The organism is Streptomyces sp. NPDC052036 (assembly GCF_040680495.1).
GTDB lineage: Bacteria > Actinomycetota > Actinomycetes > Streptomycetales > Streptomycetaceae > Streptomyces.
Map to the genome: position 1 here is coordinate 1 of NZ_JBFAWW010000112.1, position 2,463 is coordinate 2,463.

The following is a 2,463-nucleotide window of genomic DNA, read 5'->3' on the forward strand; positions in this document are numbered from 1 at the left end:
TCGACCAAATCGCATCCATTGCCGCCCGGAACACCCGGTCCCAGGCAGCCTGGGCTATCGTGGCCTCCACGGCCACCTGGTCCTGAAACATCGTCACAAACGTTCATGATCATGGTGGCCGCGTCTGTGCCCGCACCCGACCCCGCAAGCCTTCGGACTCGGTGTCGCTGACGTCGGCCACCGCGCCCCGGCAGCCGATCTCGCTGACCGCCGAGTGGAGCGCGGCGCGATCGAAATCAACCAGGAAAACAGTCGCAGCGGATTGGTGAAACAATCGGCCGATCTCCAGGCCTATACCCTGGGCGCCCCCGGTGACGATCACCGTTTGGCCGGTGAAGTCGAATCTGACAGTCATAAAGTTGCTTTCTGCTCCGCCATTGCACAACCACGTTCGTGGGTTGTGCCGCAAGGCAAACACGCCCCAACGCGCGCGAGCGAACCGTGCGACACCGGTTGTGCGCGTTCGCGAAACACTTGTGCGGATGCGAGTAGATCCACAGGTGGAGTGACGGAGTTCACTTTGGGTCAAGGAAAGGATTGCCTGATGATCAACGTCGATCTCATCTCGACCGGCCCGATCGAGGTCGCCATGACCGTGGACGACCTGGTGCTCTGGGACGGCACGCCCGTGCCGGACGGCTACACCAGCCGCAGCATTAGCGAGGGCATGGCCGCCACCTTCAACGACGCCAGGATCACGGGGGTGTACGCATTCGCCCACACGTCGCCAATCCAGCGGGACCCGCAGGCCCGGGCCACGTTCGAGGCCTGGGTGGACGGAGGCCACCACCTCGGCAACCACACCCACAACCACGCGCCGCTCAACTGGGTGGACGCCGACACCTACTGCCGCGAAATCGACACCGCCGAGAAGTACATCGGCGACCTGATCGAGCGCGCCCCGCAGCGGTACTTCCGCTATGCCATGGACATGCCCGGTCCCTCGGAGGCCCGCCGCGAGGACCACCTGCGCGCCAACGGGTACACCAACGCGCCGATCACCACCTGGTTCGGCGACTTCGCCTTCCTCGTCTCCTACTACCGCGCGCTGACCACCGGCAACCGGGAAGCCGCCCAGATGCTGCGCAAGTCCTACGTCCAAGCTGCCCTGTTCACCTCGCCAACCACGCCTCCGCCGCACGCGCCATGTTCGGCCGGGACATCCCGTACATCTTCCTGATGCACGGTTCGCCGATCGCGCTGGACTGCCTGCCGGACATCATCGCCAAGTTCACCGAATGCGGCGTCCGTTTCGTCAGCCTGGACCACGCCATGACCGACATCCACCATCGCTCGATGCCGCCGGCCGCCGAGCCGTTCCGCAACCACCTCCAGCGCTATGCCATGGCGGCCGGCGTGGAGATGGCGAAAACCCCGCCCGACCTTGTGGCAGCCGTGCTCAACGCCGCCCCCATGGACGGCGACGGCCCTTACAGCGACTCGATCACCTTCTACGACGGCATGCTCAAGCGCGTGTACACCGCCGCCGGAGGCACGACCTACTACTGGGACTGGGCGAATCTGTAGCCAGCGAGTTCGCGCTCACTGGTCCTACCTGTGCGCGGGTGCGACCCGCGTAGTCCTGCTCGTCGTAGAAGAGCGGTGACCCGGTGAAGCCGCGGCGACCGCGCCGAAGCCGGGCGGGGGCTGTGGCTGCACCCGGCTCGAGACACCGCGTTTCCATGGTCTGCCCTGACCGCACTCGCGGGCAGGGTGGATTCCCGGGGCCCGCGAGAGCCTCGCCCTGAGACTCGGGCAGGGGCGGCCTCGGCACCGGCGGGAGAGGAGGTTGGGCCCGGCAGGGTTCCATCACCGCCACCAACATCCGCCACATGTGGGGCATCGCCGGCTCCGGCCACGCCCAGTTCCTCGACGTGCTGCGCTGCTTCCACGTCGGGGTGGAAGACCGGGTGCGCACGAACAAGGCGATGGGTCTGGGCAACCTGCCCTCCGCCTCCTGGGAGGTCAACCGCGGGTGGGTGCTCGCCGCGAACCTCGCCGCCGGTCTTGACGCGTGGTTGCGGCCGCGGGCCCTGCACGACATCGACGGCCTGGCCGACGCCGAGCCGGACACCATGGGTTTCCGCCTTTACCATCTGCCCGCCCGCCTTGCCGACCACGCCCGCCGCCGCTACCTGCGGATCGAGCGGAGCTGGCCCTGGGCGACAGCGTTCACCACCTGCTGGCACCGGCTGACCGTCCTGCCCGCCATTACTTGACGACCAGACCACCAGCCCGGCACGACACGGGAAGGAGCAGGCCCACACGACTTCCGGGTGCAGTGGAACCCCGGCGCAGCCGCAGCCGCAGCGACACGCGAATGCGCCGCCCGCGATCACGTTTGTGACGATGTTTCAGGACCAGGTGGCCGTGGAGGCCACGATAGCCCAGGCTGCAGCACCTGCTGTCACGGGTGAGGTTCGACCATGACCGGGCCCGGGAGGAGATCGCCCGCTTGGTCGT

General features: G+C 67.3%; 4 protein-coding genes. 3 read left to right on the forward strand and 1 reads right to left on the reverse strand.

What is annotated here, in order from left to right; translation table 11 throughout:
• Positions 1-109: 109 nt before the first annotated feature.
• Positions 110-355: an SDR family NAD(P)-dependent oxidoreductase gene (locus tag AB0L95_RS42045; protein WP_365171936.1), complete on the reverse strand. Its 246-nt coding sequence runs from the start codon at positions 353-355 to the stop codon at positions 110-112.
• 189 nt (positions 356-544) lie between these two features.
• On the opposite strand from AB0L95_RS42045, the gene AB0L95_RS42050 reads away from it, so the two are divergent.
• From AB0L95_RS42050 to AB0L95_RS42060, 3 genes are all read left to right on the forward strand, one after another.
• On the forward strand, positions 545-1,180 hold the full coding sequence (locus AB0L95_RS42050; RefSeq protein ID WP_365171938.1) for a polysaccharide deacetylase family protein: 636 nt from the start codon (positions 545-547) through the stop codon (positions 1,178-1,180).
• Positions 1,180-1,527 carry a hypothetical protein gene (locus AB0L95_RS42055; RefSeq protein ID WP_365171940.1) on the forward strand — a complete coding sequence of 116 codons (348 nt, stop codon included), beginning with the start codon at positions 1,180-1,182 and terminating at the stop codon, positions 1,525-1,527. The genes AB0L95_RS42050 and AB0L95_RS42055 overlap by 1 nt, the downstream gene beginning before the upstream one ends.
• Positions 1,528-1,832: 305 nt before the next feature.
• The gene (locus AB0L95_RS42060) at positions 1,833-2,219 is read left to right on the forward strand and encodes a transposase (protein ID WP_365171942.1); all 387 of its coding nucleotides are present in this window, start codon (positions 1,833-1,835) and stop codon (positions 2,217-2,219) included.
• Positions 2,220-2,463: the final 244 nt, after the last annotated feature.

Bases quoted from the DNA above. Each gene is read 5' to 3' on its own strand.
- AB0L95_RS42045 (WP_365171936.1), bottom strand. From the start codon at position 355: ATGACTGTCAGATTCGACTTCACCGGCCAAACGGTGATCGTCACCGGG.
- AB0L95_RS42050 (WP_365171938.1), top strand. From the start codon at position 545: ATGATCAACGTCGATCTCATCTCGACCGGCCCGATCGAGGTCGCCATG.
- AB0L95_RS42055 (WP_365171940.1), top strand. From the start codon at position 1,180: ATGCACGGTTCGCCGATCGCGCTGGACTGCCTGCCGGACATCATCGCC.
- AB0L95_RS42060 (WP_365171942.1), top strand. From the start codon at position 1,833: ATGTGGGGCATCGCCGGCTCCGGCCACGCCCAGTTCCTCGACGTGCTG.